17 protein-coding genes and 1 pseudogene are annotated in these 18,407 nt (G+C 70.8%); 13 read left to right on the top strand and 5 right to left on the bottom strand.

Annotated features, from left to right (window positions below; translation table 11 throughout):
- Positions 1-113: 113 nt before the first annotated feature.
- Entirely contained in the window at positions 114-1,334 is a 1,221-nt protein-coding gene (locus IE244_RS19195; protein ID WP_191874771.1) for a metallophosphoesterase, read from the bottom strand.
- A gap of 328 nt (positions 1,335-1,662) precedes the next feature.
- Here IE244_RS19195 and IE244_RS19190 point away from each other — a divergent pair, with 328 nt between their 5' ends.
- Both IE244_RS19190 and IE244_RS19185 read left to right on the top strand, forming a co-directional pair.
- Positions 1,663-2,724, top strand: a complete 1,062-nt coding sequence (locus IE244_RS19190; RefSeq protein ID WP_229854215.1) for a hypothetical protein — start codon at positions 1,663-1,665, stop codon at positions 2,722-2,724.
- Between the two features lie 68 nt (positions 2,725-2,792).
- Complete coding sequence (locus IE244_RS19185) at positions 2,793-3,008, top strand: hypothetical protein (protein ID WP_031160903.1); 216 nt, start codon at positions 2,793-2,795, stop codon at positions 3,006-3,008.
- A gap of 216 nt (positions 3,009-3,224) precedes the next feature.
- Here the strand turns inward: IE244_RS19185 and IE244_RS19180 are convergent.
- Positions 3,225-3,527, bottom strand: a pseudogene (locus tag IE244_RS19180) (TetR/AcrR family transcriptional regulator); the annotation flags it as partial.
- A 959-nt stretch (positions 3,528-4,486) separates the two neighbouring features.
- On the opposite strand from IE244_RS19180, the gene IE244_RS19175 reads away from it, so the two are divergent.
- The 6 genes from IE244_RS19175 (at position 4,487) to IE244_RS19150 (ending at position 10,724) form a co-directional block, all read left to right on the top strand.
- Positions 4,487-5,470, top strand: a complete 984-nt coding sequence (locus tag IE244_RS19175) for an ABC transporter permease (protein WP_229854214.1) — start codon at positions 4,487-4,489, stop codon at positions 5,468-5,470.
- The gene (locus IE244_RS19170; protein WP_191874769.1) at positions 5,467-6,198 is read left to right on the top strand and encodes an ABC transporter ATP-binding protein; all 732 of its coding nucleotides are present in this window, start codon (positions 5,467-5,469) and stop codon (positions 6,196-6,198) included. The genes IE244_RS19175 and IE244_RS19170 overlap by 4 nt, the downstream gene beginning before the upstream one ends.
- A 62-nt stretch (positions 6,199-6,260) precedes the next feature.
- Entirely contained in the window at positions 6,261-7,319 is a 1,059-nt protein-coding gene (locus tag IE244_RS19165) for an ABC transporter substrate-binding protein (RefSeq protein WP_191874768.1), read from the top strand.
- Complete coding sequence (locus tag IE244_RS19160; protein ID WP_191874767.1) at positions 7,316-8,662, top strand: LLM class flavin-dependent oxidoreductase; 1,347 nt, start codon at positions 7,316-7,318, stop codon at positions 8,660-8,662. The genes IE244_RS19165 and IE244_RS19160 overlap by 4 nt, the downstream gene beginning before the upstream one ends.
- A 331-nt stretch (positions 8,663-8,993) precedes the next feature.
- A complete protein-coding gene (locus tag IE244_RS19155; RefSeq protein WP_191874766.1) occupies positions 8,994-10,217 on the top strand; it encodes an acyl-CoA dehydrogenase family protein in 1,224 nt (407 codons plus the stop codon).
- A gap of 48 nt (positions 10,218-10,265) precedes the next feature.
- Complete coding sequence (locus IE244_RS19150; protein ID WP_191874765.1) at positions 10,266-10,724, top strand: RrF2 family transcriptional regulator; 459 nt, start codon at positions 10,266-10,268, stop codon at positions 10,722-10,724.
- Positions 10,725-10,975: 251 nt separating this feature from the next.
- Here IE244_RS19150 and IE244_RS19145 read toward each other — a convergent pair whose 3' ends face one another.
- A complete protein-coding gene (locus IE244_RS19145; RefSeq protein ID WP_191874764.1) occupies positions 10,976-11,851 on the bottom strand; it encodes a PhzF family phenazine biosynthesis protein in 876 nt (291 codons plus the stop codon).
- A gap of 214 nt (positions 11,852-12,065) precedes the next feature.
- On the opposite strand from IE244_RS19145, the gene IE244_RS19140 reads away from it, so the two are divergent.
- The 3 genes from IE244_RS19140 to IE244_RS19130 are packed head-to-tail and all read left to right on the top strand — an operon-like array spanning position 12,066 to position 14,700.
- Positions 12,066-13,265 carry an acetyl-CoA C-acyltransferase gene (locus IE244_RS19140; protein WP_191874763.1) on the top strand — a complete coding sequence of 400 codons (1,200 nt, stop codon included), beginning with the start codon at positions 12,066-12,068 and terminating at the stop codon, positions 13,263-13,265.
- Between the two features lie 17 nt (positions 13,266-13,282).
- Positions 13,283-13,954 (top strand): HAD family hydrolase, encoded by a 672-nt coding sequence (locus IE244_RS19135; protein WP_229854213.1) that lies wholly within the window; start codon positions 13,283-13,285, stop codon positions 13,952-13,954.
- Positions 13,955-14,007: 53 nt separating this feature from the next.
- Positions 14,008-14,700: a TetR/AcrR family transcriptional regulator gene (locus IE244_RS19130; RefSeq protein WP_191874762.1), complete on the top strand. Its 693-nt coding sequence runs from the start codon at positions 14,008-14,010 to the stop codon at positions 14,698-14,700.
- A 9-nt stretch (positions 14,701-14,709) separates the two neighbouring features.
- Here IE244_RS19130 and IE244_RS19125 read toward each other — a convergent pair whose 3' ends face one another.
- Together IE244_RS19125 and IE244_RS19120 are read right to left on the bottom strand one after the other, a co-directional pair.
- Positions 14,710-15,375 (bottom strand): TetR/AcrR family transcriptional regulator, encoded by a 666-nt coding sequence (locus IE244_RS19125; protein WP_191874761.1) that lies wholly within the window; start codon positions 15,373-15,375, stop codon positions 14,710-14,712.
- Entirely contained in the window at positions 15,372-16,667 is a 1,296-nt protein-coding gene (locus IE244_RS19120) for a PucR family transcriptional regulator (protein ID WP_191874760.1), read from the bottom strand. Before IE244_RS19120 ends, IE244_RS19125 begins: the two co-directional genes overlap by 4 nt.
- 188 nt (positions 16,668-16,855) lie before the next feature.
- Here IE244_RS19120 and IE244_RS19115 point away from each other — a divergent pair, with 188 nt between their 5' ends.
- Both IE244_RS19115 and IE244_RS19110 read left to right on the top strand, forming a co-directional pair.
- Positions 16,856-17,614 carry an ABC transporter ATP-binding protein gene (locus tag IE244_RS19115; RefSeq protein WP_191874759.1) on the top strand — a complete coding sequence of 253 codons (759 nt, stop codon included), beginning with the start codon at positions 16,856-16,858 and terminating at the stop codon, positions 17,612-17,614.
- A complete protein-coding gene (locus IE244_RS19110) occupies positions 17,611-18,405 on the top strand; it encodes an ABC transporter ATP-binding protein (protein ID WP_191874758.1) in 795 nt (264 codons plus the stop codon). Before IE244_RS19115 ends, IE244_RS19110 begins: the two co-directional genes overlap by 4 nt.
- Positions 18,406-18,407: the final 2 nt, after the last annotated feature.

Raw genomic sequence — 18,407 nt, 5'->3', positions numbered from 1 at the left:
TACGGGCCTCAAGGCCGCACATGGCGCAACAACCCATGTCCTGGCCCCGCGGTGCCGGCTCGTGACCCCTCGGCTCATGGAAACTTCAAGCGGGTGTGTCGGCCCGCCCGCTGCTACGGCGAGGTCGGCAGGTGCGGGGAGCGGAGCACGAGCAGGGTGATCTCGCTGGGGGCGAAGACGCGGAACGGCGGCCCCCAGAAGCCGGTGCCACGGCTGGTGTAGAGGAGGGTGCGGGCTCCGTGGTGACTGAGGCCGGCGACGACGGGCTGGTCGATGCGGACCAGGTGGTGGAAGGGCCAGATCTGGCCGCCGTGGGTATGACCGGAGAGCTGGAGGTCGATGCCGGCGGCTGCCGCCCGGTCGACGAACTTGGGCTGGTGCGCCAGGAGCAGGACGGGGAGGTCGGGGTCGGCGCCGTCCAGGGCTCCGGCGAGGTGGGCGCGGTGCCCTTCCAGGCCCGAGGACTCGGCGGTGACGTCGTCCACGCCGGCGACCACGAGGGTGTCGCCTCCGCGTTCGAGCAGCAGATGGCGGTTGCGTAGCGGCTGCCAGCCCAGCTCGTCCATGAGGTCGACCCAGCCCTGGGCCTCGCTGTAGTACTCGTGGTTGCCGGTGACGTACACACGGGCCCGGGTGGCCCGCACGGTTCCGAGCGGGGCGGCCTGGGCGCGGCGGCGTGCGGCCGTACCGTCCGCGATGTCGCCGGTGTGGCAGACCAGGTCGGCTTCCAGGGTGTTCACCGTCTCGCACACCCGTGCCGACCAGCGAGCGCGGTCGAGTGGGCCGTAGTGGGTGTCGGTGATGAGGACGACGCGGGTGCCGTCCAGCCCCGCGCCCAGTCGCGGGAGTCGTACGTCGAGGCGGCGCACGCGTGGCACGCGGCGGGCCTCGGTGTACCCCCAGGCGAGCAGGACGGCGGTTATGCCGAGGACGGCCCAGGTGACGGTTCGGGCCCGGTCCTGACTCTCGCCGACGCCGGCCACGGTCAGGGCGAGCCGCAGGAAGACGCCGAGCAGAACGGACCAGGTGAACAGGACCCAGCTGGTGCCCAGCAGGGTGTCACCGATGATCGCCGCCCGGTCCTGCTGGCGCCGGCCGTGGCCGCGCACCATCGCGAGGGGCATACCGATGAGGCCGAGGGCGAACAGGGTGGTGCCGGCCAGCGTGACGGGCAGCGGCCAGTGCTGGCCGGTGTGCAGGAGAACCCAGCAGGGCACGGCCCACAGCAGGACGGGGGCGATCAGGGGGATGTAGCGCATCAGGCGGTGCAGCCGGCTCCGCCGCGGTGCTTGCGCCTCTCCCTCGGCGGGCCGGGTGCTGCTGGTGTCGGTCACGCTTCCCCTCCCTGGCCGGGCTGCCGTCTCGCGCACTGTATCCGGTCGCCCTCGGACCGGTCGGACCGGCGTCCATGCCTGGAGTCCGGTCAGGCCCTGTTGGGGCCGGTCCGCGTGGTCATTTCCTGGACAGCCGACCGAGACGCGGAACCGCTTCGGCGGGTTTCCGGCAGGGCCTGCCGCGAAGGGCGCGAATTCACCCATATGACATGAAATTGGCATAAGACAGTGGCAATACGGCTAAATTGTCCATGTCCACCCCTTCCCGGATACCGTTACTCTGGAGCGCGCCATGCCGGTCCGTTTGAGTTCGTACACGCAATCCGCTGTGGCCAGGGACGCCGATCTGGCCAAGTCTCAACTTTCGGAGAGTTTCCTGAGGCCGTCCTCCGAGACGCGTGCGCAGGTCCTCCGGCAGCCCGCCACCACGCAGCCGGTCCAGAACGTGGTCGGTGTAGGCATCGGCGAGAAGATCGTGGCCGGACGACGCACGGGACTGCTCGCCGTCAAGGTGTTCGTACGGCACAAGTTCCCGCTCGACCACGTGCCGGAGGAGCACCAACTGCCCACGAGCCTCGACGGGCTGGACGTCGACGTAGAACAGGTCGGAACGATCGTCGCGCTCGGGCCGGACCCCAAGCTTCGCTACCGGCCGCTGCACCCGGGAAGCAGTGTCGGCTACGAGGATCCAGAGGGTCAGGTGGTGATGGCGGGCACGCTCGGCGCCATCGTGAGCAACCACGCCGGCTATTTCATCCTGAGCAACAACCATGTCCTCGCGGACGAGAGCCGCCTGCCCGTGGGCGCTCCGATCTACCAGCCCGGACTGTTGGACGGCGGCGACCCGGCGAACGACGAAGTGGCGAAGCTGACTCGCTTCATCCCGCTCAAGCCGGACAGCAACACGGTCGACTGTGCCATCGCTCAACTCGATCCGAAGATCGTCGCGGCAGTCGCCGACCTGGTGGCGGGTCCGCCCACCGGAACTGCCACGGCCGTGCTGCACGAGGCGGTCGAGAAGTCCGGGCGCACCACCGGTTTCACCACCGGTACCGTTACAAGCGTCAACACGGACACCGCCGTTGCCTACGAGACCGGGACGTTCACCTTCACCGGCCAGATCGCCATCACGGGCGATGGCGGGCATCCCTTCAGCGCTGCTGGCGACTCGGGCTCTCTCATCATGGACCGTGTGACGGGGAAAGCAGTGGGACTGCTCTTCGCGGGCGGTACCACGACGACCTTCGCCAACCCGATCGACGACGTGATCACCGCGCTCGACGTGTCGATCCTCACGTCGGGTCCGGTGACAGGTCCCGGCCCGCATCCGGGCGGGGGCGGGCCCGGTCACGGTGGCCCGGGACACGGTGGGCACGGCGGTGGCTCGTAGACACCGAGCGACCCCGCCAACGCCTGACAGCACCTGTCCGCCGTCCTGAATGAAGGGGAGGGAAGGACGTGCCGGAGGATCTGGACGCCCTCAAGACGGAGATCAGCCGCGAGTGGCTCGGTCGCGGCGGGGTGGTCGCCGTCGGTGTCGGTGAGGAGGACGGCCATGGCGTGGTGGTCGTCTCCCTGGACCGGGACCGGCCGACGGCGCAGACGATCGCCGAGCGCTATGCCGGCCGCCCTGTCGTCGTACACAGCGGCGAAGGCGAGATCCGCCCATTCTGACGGCGGCGACGGGGCGCCCCTGGTCGCTCGGGTGTTCGGCGTCTCGAAGTCGACAGCGGACCACCCGGTAGAGGCTGGTTTGCGCGGTGATGAAGAGACGCTTGCGCTTGGCTCCGCCCCAGGAGACGGTTTCGGCGGGGCGCATGTGCGAGTGGGCTCTGCCCTCGGCCGGGTCGGCCACGCGCACTGTGCCATGGCGTCGGTCGACGCGATCCACTGCCACACCCGGTGCTCGGGCGGGAACCCCATGACGGTCAGGGCGTTGAGGAGCATTCCCCGGGCCAGGAAGGCCGACGTCTCGTCGACGTCAGCCCTCAGGGGCGCGTGCACGGTCTCCCACAGCCGGGTCCAGCCGGCCCGGATCGCCTCGCCGAACGCGTGGTACAGCCGGAACGGGTACGGCTGCGAGACGCCCACGCGCCGGGCGATCGCCTCAGTGGAGGTGCCGTGGTAGCCCTGCCGCGCGAACTCGGCCACCGCCGCCCGCAGCACGGCCTCTCGTCGCTCCGCCGCGTTCATCCTCCGGCACCCGCCTCCCCCTGCACGCCAGGGCGGGGCGGATTCGCCGTCCCCGTGCGCGACGGCCGTGGCGCCGTGGTCGCGGCCGTCGGTGTCGTGGGCCCTCCCGAACCGGTCCAGCCGGCCCGCGTAGCCCCCCAGGTCCGCGCCGTGGCCGACGCTGTCTCGTGCGGCGTGTCGGGTGTGAGGTGGGCGACGGCGGAGGCGGGGGCCTGACGGGGTGAGGGCCCGGGAGCCGCGTATCGCGAAGTCGGTGCGAGGCCCCTGGCCCCTTGGCATGTCCTGCGTAAATGGCCTTGGAAGGTCTCGGACGAGGCATCACGAGCGATCCCTGCCGGAACAACTCGGCGCCCGGGGCCGACGGAACGTATAGCCCGACCACCGCCGTCTCCGCCAAAGGGACGCGTCCCGACGGGCGGGTTCTCCGTGTCCGCGATGCAAGACCGGCCCGGGAAAGCATTGACCGACGTGGTGGGCGTCTGCTGAACTCCCGTCCCATGAACCCGCGCGTGGACCTGACCCGGCGGCGCCACATCGACCTGGCGCACGTCTCCAGCGCGTTTTGTTGTCGCTGACCCGGTAAGTGGTCCCCGGCGGCAGCCGGTGTGCGCGGTCGGCGCGCGCCGGGCTGAGGCGGTGTGAAGCCGCCCGCTCTGCGATGCCTCACCGCGGGATCGTCGTATCCACCTCCTGAGGGCGTTGTCTTCTCTCTGCCCTTGTGAGCCGGGAGCCTGTTCGCACACGCCGACGCGGTCGCCGAGAACGCGTCTGTAGCGGTCCTGCGGCCACGCGTTCTTCTCTCCGGCCCGGCCGGCCCGGCCTTCCGCGTGTGGTCGCCCGGTCCTGCGCAGAGCCAGCCCCTTCACGCAGATCCCCGATTCCCTAACCCGGATCCCCGATCCCCAGATCCCCCGATCCCCAGCACCCCTGGTGCGCCCGTCTGCCCGGGAGGGCCCCTCATGCCCGTCTCCATCCGTCAACTCACCGGCCGCATCGGCGCGGTCGTCGAGGGCGTCGACCTCACGGCGCCACCCGACCCCTCGACGGTCACGCGCGAACACGGCTGTGACGACCACCCGCGCCCCCTCGACCGGGTGACGGTCGCAGGAGAGGAGCGGGAACGCCAGGTGTTCCTGCCGCGCTACGCCCGCCGGCGGACGCCGCTCAGCATCCTCCGCGAGCGTCTGCGCTGGCCCCTGGGCATCTACACGACTCCGGTCGTGATCCTCGTCGCGTGGGAGGTGCTCGCCCGGGCCGGGGTGGTGTCGAAGACCTACGCTCCGGCGCCGACGTCGATCGTGAAGTCCGCCGTCGATCTGTGGCAACAGGGCGTCCTCGGGCCCGACTTGGCGATCTCGCTGCAGCGGGCCGGCCTCGGTCTGGCGATCGGCCTGACGGTGGGCATCGTCGCCGGCGTGCTCGGCGGGCTGCTGCGCAGCGGTGAGTACCTGTTCAACGGCGTCGTGCAGGTGCTCAACACCATCCCCCTGCTTGCGGTGCTGCCGCTGATGATCGTGTGGTTCGGCATCGACGAACTCACGAAGGTGCTGCTGATCTCCTTCGGAGCCGGCGTGCCGATGTATCTGAACCTGTTCGCCGCGATCCGGGGCGTCGACCAGCGGCTGATCGAGATGGCCCGCACGACGGGCGCGGGCACCTGGCGTCTGGTGACGCGCGTGCTGGTGCCCGCAGCCCTGCCGGGGTTCCTGGTCGGCCTCCGGTTCTCCCTCGCGTACAGCGTCCTGGGCCTCGTCGCGGCCGAAACGGTCAACGCCGACCAGGGACTTGGCTTCCTCATCACTCAAGGGCAGACGTATCTCCAGACCAACCAGGTCTTCGTGGGGCTGGTGATCTACTCGCTCCTCGGTCTGCTCGCCGACCAGTTCGTCCGGGCTCTTGAGCGGGTGCTGCTGCGGTGGCGACCCAGTTATGAGGCGTCATGAGCAGCGTCGTGACGACCGAGCTGCGCAGGCAGACCGGGGTCGTCGTCGAGCAGGTGGTCCGCCGGTTCGGTGACCGGGTGGTGCTCGACGACCTCGACCTCAGCATCGCCGACGAGGAGCTGGTGATCCTGCTCGGCCCCTCGGGCTGCGGCAAGAGCACCCTGCTGCGGCTGCTCGCCGGCCTTGACCGGCCCGACGGAGGGCGCGTGGAGGTCCCGGCACGGCGTGCGATCGTCTTCCAGGCCGACCGGCTGCTGCCCTGGCAGCGGGTCCTGCGTAACGTCACGCTCGGCCTGCACGGACCCGACGCTGACCAGCGGGCCCGCGACGTGCTCGCCGAGGTGGGTCTCTCGGGCCGCGAGAAGGCCTGGCCCAAGGAGCTCTCCGGCGGCGAGGCCCAGCGGGTGTCGCTCGCGCGGGCGCTGGTCTCGGAGCCCGAACTCGTGCTGCTCGACGAGCCGTTCGCGGCCCTCGACGCCATCACCCGGCTGCGCATGCACGACCTCGTACGCGCGCTGCGCAGCAAGCACCACGCGGCCATGCTGCTCGTCACCCATGACGTCGACGAGGCGATCGCCCTGGCGGACCGCGTCGTCGTCATGGGCAACGGCCGCATCGGCAGCTCGCACGAGGTGAGCCTCTCCGCCGCGGACCGCGAGTCGAGCGTCGCACGCGAGGAACTCCGCGCACGACTCCTGGAAGACCTCGGCCTCGCCGGCCAGCACTGAGCTCTCCGAACAGCACTGACCTCCCCGACACACCCTCACCCAGCACAGAAAGCACGACAACCATGCGAAAGAGAACCACCAGACTCATCGGCGCCCTCGGCTCGCTCGCCCTCGCGGGCACCCTCGTCGCCTGCGGATCGTCGTCTTCGAACAGCGCCGCGCCGCTGAGCAACGCCGTCGACGCGAGCGATGCCAAGCACCCCGAGTGGAGCACGTACACCTTCACCATCGGCGACAACGGCGGGGACGGCAGCCAAGCCCTTGCGAAGCTGACCGGTGTGTTCGACAACGCACCGTACAAGGTGAAGTTCGCCCGGTTCACCTACGGCCCGCCGCTCGTGCAGGCCGCGGCCTCGGGTGACATCGACCTCGGCAGCGTCGGCGACGTGCCACCGATCACCGGCGCCGCGAAGGAGTACGGGTTCAAGGTCGTCGCCGTCAACCGCTCGCTCAGGCCTGACCAGGCGGCGGAGAACATCATCGTGCCGAAGGGCTCGAAGCTGAAGACGGCCGCCGACCTCAAAGGCAAGAAGATCGCTGTTCCGCAGGGCAGTTCGGCCCACGGCCTGGCCCTGAACGCGCTGAAGAGCGTCGGTCTCACCCCGAAGGACGTGAAGCTGACCTTCCTCGATCCGGCGGCCGGCGCGACGGCGTTCAACACCGGCAAGGTGGACGCCTGGTCGATCTGGAACCCCCAGTCCGCGATCGCGGTCAAGAACGGCGCGAGGATCCTGGTGAAGGGGCTCCCGCCGATCGACCAGACGAGCAGCTACTACGTCGCCAGTGACAGGTCGCTGAAGGACAAGACCAAGCGCGCGGCTCTCACGGACGTCCTGGAGAGGCTCTCGCGCGAGTTCGCCTGGGCGGTCAAGAACCCCGACCAGTACGCGCAGGCGCTCTCGAAGGAGCAGGGCATCCCGCTGTCCGATGCCCAGGCCTCCCTGGCCGCCTACTCGAACCGGGTGACCCCGGTGGAGCAGTCGGACATCGACCTGGAGCAGAAGCTCGCCGACGCCTTCCTGGACGCGGGGCAGATCACCAAGAAGGTCGACGTCAAGCCGATCACCGACAACCTCCTCCCGGCCGGCTACGACAGCTCCAAGCTGAAGGTCACCTCATGAGCGTGGGACGGCGGCGGCTCCACCTCAACGCCTTCCTCATGGAGGCGGGGCACCACGAGGCGGCGTGGCGGCTCCCGCACAGCAACCCCCGGGCCGACTTCGACCTGCGGCACTGGATCGAGTTGGCACAGCTCGCCGAGAGCGCCAAGTTCGACTCCCTGTTCCTCGCGGACGGCCCGGCACTCATCGGCACCGGTGAGTTCCGCCCGCCGGGCCAGCTCGAACCGCTGACCCTGCTGACCGCGCTGTCCCAGGCGACCAGCCGGATCGGCCTCATCGCCACCGTGTCGTCGACCTACAACGAGCCCTACAACCTCGCCCGCCGGCTCGCCTCCGTGGACCACGTCAGCGGTGGCCGCGCCGGCTGGAACATCGTGACCTCGGCAGGGGCCGACGAGGCGGCCAACTTCGGCCTCGACGACCGCCCCGGTCACGCCGAACGCTACGCACGCGCCGACGAGTTCCTGGAGGTCGCCAAGGCGCTGTGGGACAGCTGGGAGTCCGAGGCCGTCCTCGCCGACCGGGCCGCCGGACGCTACGCCGACCCCGCGCGGCTGCACCGGCTCGGCCACGAGGGCCGGTACTTCAAGGTGGCCGGCCCGCTCAACGTCGAGCGCCCGCCGCAGGGATACCCGCTGCTCGTCCAGGCCGGCTCCTCCGAGGACGGCAAGGCCTTCGCGGCCCGCCACGCCGAGGCGATCTTCACGGCGCACACGACGTACGAGCGCGCGGCCGCCTTCTACGCGGACATCAAGGCGCGGACCATAGCTGCGGGGCGCGATCCGGACGGCGTGATCGTCCTTCCGGGCATCGTCCCGTACATCGGGTCGACCGAGGCGGAGGCACGGGCGCTTGCACGGCAGTTCGACGAGCTGCGCGTCCCGGAGTACGGGCTGCGCCAGCTGGCGGCGGTGTTCGAGACAGAGCCGTCGGTCTTCGAACTCGACCAGCCGCTCCCGGAGTTCATCCTCGCCAGGCCCAAGCTGGAGGGCTCACAGAGCCGTTCCGACCTCATCATCGAGCTCGCGGTGCGCGAGCGGCTGACGGTGCGGCAGATCATCTCCCGACTCGGCGGAGGGCGCGGCCACTTCGAGTTCATCGGCACGCCCGAGCAGGTCGCGGACACGATCATCGCCTGGTTCGAGGGCGGTGCCGCGGATGGGTTCAACATCATGGCGCCCGCCCTGCCGTCGGGTCTGGCGGCCTTCGTCGAGCATGTGCTGCCGATCCTGCGTGGCAAGGGGCTGTTCCGCGAGGAGTACGAGGGCACGACCCTGCGCGAGCACTACGGGCTTCCGGTCCCCGCGAACCAGTTCCATGTCCGACCCGCTGTCCGGGCCTGACCGCTTCCCATGGCCGACCCGCTCGGGACTCCCGCCGCATCCACTTTCCGAAGCGGCGGGAGTCCGCCTGCCATCGCGAACTCGCCGTACGAGAGCGTGAATCAGCCAGAGTCCGTCAGTATTCCTAGTTTTCCTATCGGATTACTAGGGAAACGTTGACGGAGGTGGAAGCGGGGAGTGAGGATGACGAAGCCGACGCGTCACCGCGCACCGCCGCACTCCCACGGCGCCTCGCCGGGCGCCGCGTCGTCCTCGGTCCCCTGAAGGAAGACGCGATGACCACAGCACTGAGCTGCAGCGACAGCCGCAGTCGCATGAAGCGGGTGCGGACATGACGGTGACGGCGGACGAGGTGACCGATGCGGGGGCCGGGCAGGTCGACTGGCTGCACATCGCCCGTGAGGTGGCGGACGACCTGGCCACGGACGCGGTCGAGCGTGAACAGGCCGGTAAGGCACCGCTCGACGAGGTCGCACAGCTGCGCGAGTCGGGGCTGTTGACGCTGCTGGTGCCGGCCGAACACGGGGGAGGGGGCGCCGACTGGCGCACGGCCTGCGCGGTCGTCCGGACCGTCGCCGCGGCCGACGGCGCCGTCGGCCAGCTGCTGGGCAACCACTACTTCCTCTCTTTCAGCCCCCGGTTCTTCGCCGATCCCGCCCGTGCCGTCGACGTCGAGCGGGATTCGGCGGCGGGGCGGTGGTGCTGGGGAGGTGGAATCGGCTCACATGAACCACCGCTCATCCTGACCCCCACGTCGGGCGGCTATCTGCTGAACGGCTACCAGAGGTACGCCACCGGGGCCGGGATCGCCGACCGGCTGGTGGTCCGAGCCGCCGAGTACGGCACCGGTGAGCCGTTGGCCCTCCTGGTCGACCCCGCCCGCTCGGGCGTCGTGAGCGGCAGCGGCAGGGACACCTTCGGCCAACGGCTGGCGGCTGGCGGCGGCGTGGAGTTCGACTCCGTGTCGGTCGGGACCGACGATGTCCTCAGCTCCCTCTCGCCGGACGAGGGCGTCCTGTCACCCTTCGCCTCGCTGGCCGCACCGACCGCGCGTCTGGTCTCCGTCCAGTTCTGTCTCGGCGTGGCCGAGGGCCTGCTGGCCGAGGTTCGCGAGTACGCGAGGGTCATCAGGTCCCCCTGGCAGCCCTTCTCGCCCCAGCCCTGGCCAGGCAGCCCGCCGCAAGATCCGTACGCCCTCACCGTGTACGGCGAGCTCGCCGTCGTCGCACGTGCCGCGTCCGCCCTCGCCGACCAGGCGGTGGACGCCCTGTTGCACGGCCTCGTACAGGGCAGGGATCTCGACGACGAGGAGTGCGCGGAGATCACCGTCGTCGCGAGCGTGGCCGAGACCGCCGCTTCCCGGGCCGTACAGGAGATCACCACCCGTGCCCTGGACGTCGTCGGCGCCGACGCCGCCTCGGCGCGGCACGGCTTCGACCGCTTCTGGCGCAACGCCCGGACGCACACCCTGCGCGAGCCGGTCGCCCACCGGCTGCGCGAGGTCGGGGACTACTTCCTGAACGGTGCGCACCCGCCGTTCACCCTTCCCGCCTGACGGCGCGACAGGTGACGGGCGGACACGGCAGTGATGGATAATCGGGGCATGCGGATCTCGGCGCGGGCGGACTACGCGGTGCGGGCGGCGCTGGAGCTCGCCGCCGCAGGGGACGACACCTCGCTCAAGGCGGAGGCGATCGCCTCGGCGCAGGGCATCCCGCACAAGTTCCTGGAAGGCATCCTCGGCGACCTGCGCCGGGGCGGTCTCGTGGTCAGCCAGCGGGGCGGCAGGGGCGGCTACCGGCTCGCCCGGCCGGCGGACTCCATTGCCATCGCGGACGTGATCCGCGTGGCGGACGGCCCCCTGGTCTCGGTGCGGGGAGTGCGCCCACCCGAGCTCTCGTACTGCGGTCCCGCGGAGTCGCTGCTGCCGCTGTGGATCGCCGTACGCGCCAACGTCCGCAAGATCCTCGGCGCGGTCACCCTGGCCCACGTGGCCGCGGCCAAGTTGCCCGACGATGTCCTGAGCCTCACGGAGGACCCCGAGGCCTGGACGAATCCCTGACCGGCGTCCGGTGTTCCGGCCACTTCGTCGCCGTGGCCGAGGAACGCACCTTCTCGCGGGCGGCCTGTCCGAATGGGGGCGCCGTAGAGGGCGGTCGCTCAGCCGTCGCCGTTCAGGGAATGCGCCCGGGCCGCTTCCCGACGCGACGGCTTTGACCGACCGGATCGGGTACAAGGCGGAGGTGGGAGACTCGTCCTCCACGAACGGCCACGTGACCCCGCGTAGAAGAGGTGTCAGGAGAAGCCGGCGCGTCAGCTGATGCGTGCTCCCGTGCCGCTGACCCGGACTCGTGGCTCACCCGCGCGCAGGGTCACCGTGAGCTCGCCGGGGCGGCCCAGGTCCTCGCCCTGATGCAGGGTGAGGACGGCGTCCTCGGGCACCAGACCGAGCTCACGGGCGTAGGCCCCGAACGCGGCGGCCGCGGCACCCGTTGCCGGGTCCTCGACGACGCCGCCGACGGGGAACGGGTCACGGACATGGAAGACGGTGGCCGACTCTCGCCACACCAACTGGACCGTGGTCAGGTCCAGGCGGTGCATCAGGGCTTCAAGGCGCGCGAAGTCGTACGCGAGATCTGCGAGGCGCGCGCGTGTCGCCGCCCCGAGGACGAGATGGCGGGCACCGGCGAACGCGATACGGGGCGGAAAGGCCGGGTCGAGATCGGCGGCCGGCCAGCCGAGCGCGGTGAGCGCCTCCGTGACGTCGACGCCGGCGATCTCCTCGATGCGCGGCTCGACACTGGTGAGTGTGGCCTTGACCGTTCCGCCCTCCTCGGCCACTTCGACCGGCACGGCGCCGGCGCGTGTCGCGAACACCAGCCTCCCGGGGCCGATGCGCTCGGCGAGTGCGACGGCGGTCGCGATGGTGGCGTGCCCGCAGAACGGCACCTCGGCCTTGGGGCTGAAGTAGCGGATGCTGTACGCCCGTCCCTCCTGTCCCTCAAGGCCCTCCGGCGGCGCGGTCAGGAACGCGGATTCGGAGTATCCGAGGTCGGCGGCGATCGCCAGCATGTCGCTGTCGTCCAGGGCGGTGGCATCCAGCACGACGCCGGCGGGGTTTCCGCCCTCGGGGGTGCTGGAGAAGGCGGTGTATCGCAGCACCTCGGGCCGCGGCGTATGTGTCGTCATGTGCGCGGCAACCAGGGGCGGGGCCGCGGCTATTCCCGGACGGGAGGAGGCGGACATTCGGCCCCTGTCTTTCCCCGGCCCCATGTGACAAGGAGCGCATGAGCCCCTCAGTTGAATCTGACGCCGGATTCAACTATAAACCAGTCCGGAGGGCGGCTCCTGTCGCCTCCCGCGCTCCCGGGCGGCCCAGATCGACAGGAAGCAGTGAGGCGACATGAGGGAAGCAGTCATCGTTTCGACGGCACGGACGCCGATCGGAAAGGCCTACCGCGGCGCGTTCAACGACACCCAGGCACAGGAACTCGCCGCCCACGCCCTTTCGCACGCCGTACGGCGCGCCGGGCTCGAAGGCGGCGAGGTCGAGGACGTGGTCTTCGGCTGTGCCGTGCAGCAGGGGTCTTCCGGCTTCAATGTCGCGCGTCAGGCCGCCCTCCGCGCCGGACTCCCGGACACCGTCTCGGGAATGACGATCGACCGGCAGTGCTCGTCGGGCCTGATGGCCATCGCGACGGCCGCCAAGCAGATCGTCTCGGACGGGATGCAGATCGCGGTCGGCGGCGGCGTCGAGTCGATCTCCCTGGTGCAGAACGACCACATGAACACCCACCGCATGACAGATCCCTGGCTGGTCGAGCACAAGCCGGCCATCTACCTGCCCATGCTGCAGACGGCGGAGATCGTCGCCGAACGCTACGGCGTCAGCCGGGAACGCCAGGACGAGTTCGCGCTGGTGTCGCAGCAGCGCACCGCGGCGGCGCAGGAGGCCGGCCGGTTCGACCGGGAGATCGTCGCGCTCAGCAGCGTCAGGAAGGTCCTCGACAAGCAGTCCGGGGAGGTGCGGGACGAGGAGGTCACCCTGACCCGGGACGAGGGCAACCGCGCGTCGACGACACTGGAGGGCCTGGCCGGGTTGGCGCCGGTGCTGCCCGACGGGCAGGTGAGCGCGCGCTCCAGCGTGACGGCGGGAAACTCCTCGCAGTTGTCGGACGGGGCTTCGGCGTCGGTGCTGATGGAGTCGAGCGAGGCCGAGCGCCGCGGGCTGGAACCGCTGGGTGTCTACCGGGGCATGGCGGTCGCCGGTTGCGGGCCGGACGAGATGGGCATCGGTCCGGTGTTCGCCATCCCGAGACTGCTGAAGCAGCACGGCCTCACCGTCGACGACATCGGCCTGTGGGAACTCAACGAGGCGTTCGCTTCCCAGGCGGTGTACTGCCGCGACGAACTGCACATCGACCCGGATCGGTTCAACGTCGACGGCGGCGCGATCTCGGTCGGTCATCCGTACGGAATGACCGGAGCGCGCCTGGTGGGACATGCCCTCATCGAGGGCAGGCGCCGCGGGGTCCGGTACGTGGTGATCTCGATGTGCGTCGGCGGCGGGATGGGCGCGGCCGGCCTGTTCGAGATCGCCTGAACGCGGCATCGCGGCCCGTGCACACCACCTACGAGAGAGGCCTGAACACCGTGTCGAACGTGGTGGAGAAGACCCGAACCGCGGTCCTGGTGGACTTCGGCGGCGTCATCACCTCCTCCGTGCTGCGGGCTTTCACGGACTTCGGCGCGTCGCTGGGCGGTGATCCGCGTCTGCCGCTGGACCTTCTCGGCAGGGACCAGGCCTCCCGCACGCTCCTGGCCGACCACGAGTGCGGCCGTATCGACACGGAGGCCTTCGAGCGAGGATTCGCCGAACGTCTCCGCGTCCACGGCGCCGATGTACCCGCCGAGGGACTCACGGCCCGGATGCAGGCGGGACTGTCGATCGACGAGGACATGCTCGCGCTGCTCGGTGGTCTCCGGGCCGCCGGCCGTCCGGTCGCGCTGGTGTCCAACTCGTTCGGTACCGGAACCTACGACGGCGTCGACCTCGCGGCCGTCGCCGACGTGGTCGTCATCTCCGCCGAGGTCGGGATCCGCAAACCCTCCCGGCGCATGTACGCGCTTGCCTGTGAACGCCTCGGGATCCGCCCCGAGGAGGCGGTCATGATCGACGATCTGCAGCAGAACCTCGACGGAGCGGCCAGGATCGGCATCGGGGGCGTCTTGCACACCAGTGCCGCCGACACCCGCCACCAGCTTGCCGAGCGCTTCGGGATCACCCCCTGACCTCGCATTTCGGGCTTCCGGGCAGGGCGTCGGATGCGAGTACAGTTTCCGGGATGGACAGCACGTCGCCCCAGGAGATCCACGGCGAGGAGGCACCGCCCATGGCGCCCCTCTCGCACCTTCGCGAGCCGCCCACGACGAAGCGGGGAGCGCGGACACGGGCCGCTCTGGTGAAGGCCGCGCGCAAGGTGTTCGAACGGGACGGCTACCTCGACACCCGCCTGACCGACATCACCAAAGAGGCCCAGTGCGCGGCCGGTTCCTTCTACACCTACTTCGCCAACAAGGAAGAGGTCCTCGCCGCCGTCCTGCTGGAGGCGCAGGAGGACATGATGCACCCCGGCATGGGCCGGGTGCAGGACGCCGACGATCCCTACGCGGTTCTCGAGGCGAGCAACCGCGCGTATCTTGAGGCGTACAAGCGGAATGCCCAACTGATGGCACTGCTTGAGCAGGTCGCTCAGGTGGAGCCGGAGTTCCGCGCATTCCGGAGCCGGCGCGCCGACGCCTTCATCCTCCGCAACGCCCGCGGCATCGCGGACCTGCAGGCGCGGGGTGTCGCCGACCGCGAGGTCGATCCGATGCTGGCCTCCCGTGCGCTGTCCGGCATGGTCAGCGTCATGGCCTACCACGCCTTCGTGCTCGGCGAACGCCAGGAGCAGGGTCCTTTGGTGGACTTCGAGGAACTCGTCTCCACGGTCACCCGGCTGTGGGCGAACGCCCTGCGGTTCCCCGGCCACCGCTGATCCGGCGGCTCAGCCGGGCGGTGTCGTCAGATGGACCAGGATGCCGCACACCTCGTCCACGATCTCCCGCGCCTCCGTCCCGTCGCCGCAGTCGCCCAGTTCGCGCGCCGCCCCGCCGATCACGGTGGTCAGTACGCTCACCCGGACCCGGCCGGCGCGTCGACGCTCGTCCACCTCCAGGAGCCGGGCGTTGCGCCGCACCCATGCGCGGTCCCACTGGCGGCGCAGCGCGTCGAAGCCCGCCGGGCCGTCGTCCTCGGCGAGGAGCCTGGCGAGCCGCCGGTTGTCCCAGGCACCCTCCAGGTACGCCCTGGCTCCGGCCACGAAGAGGGCGACGGGGTCGTTGACGCCACGGCTGCGCTCGGCGGTCAGCGTGGCCGCGGTCCGGTGCTCCTGCTCCTCCCGGAACTCCTCCCACAGCGCGAGGTAGAGACCGCGCTTTCCGCCGTAGTGCTGGAAGAGGGTGCCTGCCGGGATGCCGGAGCGCGCCGCGATCTCGGTGAGGCCGGCGTCCGTGTAACCGCGCTCGGTGAAGACCTCCAGTGCGACGTCCATCAGCGTGTGCCGGACCGTTCGCTCCTGCTCCGCCTGCCCCTCGGGCAGTCCCGCGCGCCCCTGTCCGTCCGGAAGCCGGCGTGCCGCCTCGGTCCCGGCGGACTCCACGATGCCGCTCACTGGCAATCTGCACCTTCCCCGGCCCCGTCGCGGATGGCGAGGGCGACCAGTAGTTCCAGGAGGTCGGCGATCCGGCGCGGATTGCGGCCGGTGCGTTCCTCGATCCGGCGCAACCGGTAGTGCGCCGTGTTGTGATGCACCCGCAGCCGGTCCGCGGCCAGTCGCAGATTGAGGTCCGCCTCCGCGAAGGCCCGTACGGTGGCGGCCAGTGTGTCGCCGCGTCTGCGGTCCTCCTCCAGCAGCGCACGCACCCGGGGATCGATCAGCTGGCGGGCGAGGTCGTCGGCGCGCAGCGCCAGGTAGTCGAAGGGGGACAGCCGCGGCAGCGCCGCCACCCCGCCCCCGCTCGGCACGAGGTCGAGGGCGGCCAGCGCTTCCTCGTAGGCGCGCGGTAGTTCGCACGCGCCCTGTGCGACCGTACTGATGCCCATGGAGAGCATGGTGCCCTTCCGTGCGAGCCGCTGCTGCACGGCCTCGAAGTGGGCGCATATGTCCTCGGCGTCCATGCCTGCCCGGACCACGGGCACGGCCACCACCTCGGCATGGCGCACCACGACCAGGGTTCTGCCGGCCCAGGGCCCGGCCACGCTGATCGACGCGCTGGTCGCATATCCGTGCTCGGCCGACATGAGGTCCCCGGTGCGTGTGTCGCCCACGCACACCGCCACGACCGCCATCATCGGCGAGTGCGGTCCGATGCCGTATGCCTGCGCCGCCGCGGCCAGCGGACCGCGCGTCGGAGCCAGGCCGGCCAGGAGCTGGTCCAGGAGATCCCGTCGCTCCCGGTCCGCGTCCGCCACCACGTGCTGCTGGTACTCGACGTAGGCCTGCGCGGCATGGGTACTGGCGTAGTCGACGTACCGCATCAGCGGGGTGACGAGGGACAGCGCGGCCTGCTGGGCCTCGGCGGACGTGCCCGCGCAGTCCAGCAGCGCGTCCCACATCACCTGCCGGCCGACCCGGAAGGCACTGATCCAGTCCTCCAGCGCGAAACCCGCGCGTGCCCGGCGCATGGCCGCCGCGCGGCTGAAGACGAGGTCTTCGGGAGAGATGTCGCGGTCACCGGCGAGCGCCGCCAACTGCATCCGGTAATGCTCCAGCACCTGCCCCCGTACCTCGTCGAAGAACCGCTCGTCCTGCAGCGCGTACGACGGGATCTCCGCGCGCATCACCTCGACGGCCGTCTCCGCCACCTCCTCCACCCGGTCGTGGACGGCGCGCAGGATCCGCCACCGCTCCCGGCGGAGCGGTTCGGAGAGTCGGGGAGTGCCCAGAGCGGGACCGCGAGGCATGGCGCCGATCGTCGCCGTCCACCTCGTGCTCCGTCAACAGGCTCGGCGTGAGACATCTCCCGGTACCTGTGCGCGGCGCACAGTGCGGGGACCGGGAAGTTGGGTGCTCACACCCGATGTGCGCGCGGAAGACCCCCACCTACTGTGACGCTCGCCCACCCCCCAGCACGTCGGAAGGGGCGTCACTCATGCTCGCGGTTGACGGTATCACCGTGCGCTTCGGCGGGATCACGGCCTTGGACGGTGTCGCGTTCACCGTCGAGCCGGGCACCGCCGTGGGGCTCATCGGGCCGAACGGAGCCGGCAAGACCACCTTGTTCAACTGCCTCACCAGGCGCTGCGCCCCCGACGGGGGAACCGTGCGGTTCGAGGGCGAGGACCTGCTGGCCCTGCCGCCGCACGCCGTGGCCGAGCGCGGCATCGCCCGCACCTTCCAGAACCTGGGCCTGTTCCCGCGGCTCACGGTCCGGGAGAACGTCATGGTCGGGGCCCACAGCCGGGGGCGTACCGGACACCTCGCCGCGGCGCTCCGGCTGCCCCGCGTCCGGCGGGAGGAGAGGGAACTGCGTGACCAGGCGGACGACTTGCTACGGCGGCTCGGCCTCGCGGACGTCGCCGACCAGCCCGCCTCCGGGCTGCCGTTCGGCACGCTCAAACGCGTCGAACTCGCCCGGGCGCTCGCGGTACGGCCCCGACTCCTGTTGCTCGACGAGCCCGTCAACGGGCTCAGCCACGGCGAGGTGGGCCAATTCGCGGATCTGGTCCGCTCGGTGCGCCAGGACTTCGACCTCACCCTCGTGGTGGTCGAACACCACATGGGGTTCGTGATGGGCCTGTGCGACAAGGTGGTCTGCCTCGACTTCGGCCGCAAGATCGCCGAGGGCGCGCCGGAGGAGATCCAGCGCGACCCCGCGGTCGTCGAGGCGTACCTGGGGGTGGCCGTATGAGCGAGCCCACCGGGACCGAGGCGACGGCGGAGGCGGACTTCCTGACGGTCTCCGGCCTGCACGCCGGATACGGCCAGGCCCACGTGCTCCAGGGCCTGGACTTCTCCGTCGCCCGCGGCGAGGTCTGCGCGGTCCTCGGACCCAACGGCGCGGGCAAGACCACGACCCTGCGGGCGCTGTGCGGCATGGTCCGCGGCCGTGGCTCCGTCACCCTGAACGGCACGCAACTGCTGGGCCGCTCGCCCGAGCACGCCGCCCGCCTCGGCGTCGCGCACGTCCCCGAGGGCCGGGGCACCTTCAACGACCTGACCGTGGAGGAGAACCTGCGCATCGGCGCCCACCTGCGCGGCGGTCTGTGGCGGCGGAGCCGCGTCGAGCGAGCGGCCGTGGCGGCCGACCTGGAACGGGTCTACGGCCACTTCCCCAGGCTGCGCCGGCGGTCGGGTCAGGCCGCGGGCAGCCTCAGCGGCGGGGAGCAGCAGATGCTCGCCATCGGCAGAGCGCTGATGCTGCGGCCCACGCTGCTCCTCCTGGACGAGCCGTCCCTGGGGCTCGCCCCGCTCGTCACCCGCGAGCTGTTCGAGATCGTCCGGACCGTCAACGAGGAGGAACGCACCACCGTGGTCGTCGTCGAGCAGAACGCCCAGCTCGCGCTGGACATCGCGCACCGGGCGCACGTACTGGAGGCCGGCCGCCTGGTGCTGTCCGGACCGGCACGGCAGATCCGCGAGGACGGGCAGGTCGCCGAGGTGTACCTCGGTGTCTCCGCCCTCGCCCGGAAGGCCGGGTGAGC

This window comes from Streptomyces filipinensis, assembly GCF_014649495.1.
In the GTDB taxonomy this organism is placed as follows: domain Bacteria; phylum Actinomycetota; class Actinomycetes; order Streptomycetales; family Streptomycetaceae; genus Streptomyces; species Streptomyces filipinensis.
The sequence above is the reverse complement of the archived record's forward strand: the minus strand, read 5'-3'. Positions and strand labels throughout refer to the sequence as shown.

Bases quoted from the DNA above. Each gene is read 5' to 3' on its own strand.
- IE244_RS19175 (WP_229854214.1), top strand. From the start codon at position 4,487: ATGCCCGTCTCCATCCGTCAACTCACCGGCCGCATCGGCGCGGTCGTC.
- IE244_RS19170 (WP_191874769.1), top strand. From the start codon at position 5,467: ATGAGCAGCGTCGTGACGACCGAGCTGCGCAGGCAGACCGGGGTCGTC.
- IE244_RS19165 (WP_191874768.1), top strand. From the start codon at position 6,261: ATGCGAAAGAGAACCACCAGACTCATCGGCGCCCTCGGCTCGCTCGCC.
- IE244_RS19160 (WP_191874767.1), top strand. From the start codon at position 7,316: ATGAGCGTGGGACGGCGGCGGCTCCACCTCAACGCCTTCCTCATGGAG.
- IE244_RS19155 (WP_191874766.1), top strand. From the start codon at position 8,994: ATGACGGTGACGGCGGACGAGGTGACCGATGCGGGGGCCGGGCAGGTC.
- IE244_RS19150 (WP_191874765.1), top strand. From the start codon at position 10,266: ATGCGGATCTCGGCGCGGGCGGACTACGCGGTGCGGGCGGCGCTGGAG.
- IE244_RS19145 (WP_191874764.1), bottom strand. From the start codon at position 11,851: ATGACGACACATACGCCGCGGCCCGAGGTGCTGCGATACACCGCCTTC.
- IE244_RS19140 (WP_191874763.1), top strand. From the start codon at position 12,066: ATGAGGGAAGCAGTCATCGTTTCGACGGCACGGACGCCGATCGGAAAG.
- IE244_RS19130 (WP_191874762.1), top strand. From the start codon at position 14,008: ATGGACAGCACGTCGCCCCAGGAGATCCACGGCGAGGAGGCACCGCCC.
- IE244_RS19120 (WP_191874760.1), bottom strand. From the start codon at position 16,667: ATGCCTCGCGGTCCCGCTCTGGGCACTCCCCGACTCTCCGAACCGCTC.
- IE244_RS19115 (WP_191874759.1), top strand. From the start codon at position 16,856: ATGCTCGCGGTTGACGGTATCACCGTGCGCTTCGGCGGGATCACGGCC.
- IE244_RS19110 (WP_191874758.1), top strand. From the start codon at position 17,611: ATGAGCGAGCCCACCGGGACCGAGGCGACGGCGGAGGCGGACTTCCTG.